The 801-nt window shown below is 45.6% G+C and carries 2 protein-coding genes; both read right to left on the minus strand.

What is annotated here, in order from left to right; translation table 11 throughout:
• Window positions 1-138: 138 nt before the first annotated feature.
• Window positions 139-603: a YcgN family cysteine cluster protein gene (locus A3738_RS08025; protein ID WP_068473229.1), complete on the minus strand. Its 465-nt coding sequence runs from the start codon at window positions 601-603 to the stop codon at window positions 139-141.
• Window positions 596-801 (minus strand): YcgL domain-containing protein (locus A3738_RS08030; RefSeq protein WP_197473702.1); only part of this gene is annotated, 206 nt, incomplete at its 5' end. The genes A3738_RS08030 and A3738_RS08025, both read right to left, overlap by 8 nt.

Consider the following 801-nt stretch of genomic DNA (forward strand, 5'->3'; position numbering starts at 1 on the left):
CGATAACAATTCGAGTAACGCGACGCGTGCGACGCCATGTCCAATTTCGTGTCATACGCCAAACAACAATCAGCAAGCCAACACTTGAGAGCAAATAAACAAGCCAGGCTACGATGTAAGAAGGTAAATCAATCAACACTATTTTTCCGTAGAGAATTCTTCAATGATGTACAGTTCAAGCTCTTCTTCCGCAACAGTATCTTCCGACACCACTCGACCAAGCGCTGACATCCCTTTTTTATGCACCGAATCAGCATCACCACTTACTAGAGGGTGCCAAGACGCCAAACCACGACCTTCTGATACCATACGATATGCACATGAACTCGGCAGCCAATCAAGCGCGTCCAAGTCTTCCTGAATCAGATCCAAACATTCTGGAACATGCTTTAACCTATCTCGATAGACAGTACACCGACAAGTTTCAAGATCCAACTTTCGACACGCGACAGAGGTATAAAACACTTCGTCTGTCTCATCATCTTGAAGCTTATATAAGCAACACTTAGCACAGCCGTCACACAAGCTTTCCCACTCGCTAGACGTCATTTGAGCGAGCGTTTTTCGCTCCCAAAAAGGCTGTGTTAAATCCGAATTAGCCATTTAAGGAGTCGCGCGGAGCCATCGCCAAATTTTCCGCAGATTCGGAGTCAACTGGCGGCATTTGCAAATAAAATTCTTTTTCCGCAATCGCCTCTAATACCGTTGACGCGTCAGCTCTCGCCAGTTCTTTTTCAGGCGTCAAAATCAAATCCAAAACTTTAGTTGGCGTACCAAAAGCTTGCATCAAAGCTTCTGGCA

It is taken from the genome of Oleiphilus sp. HI0066, from assembly GCF_001635725.1.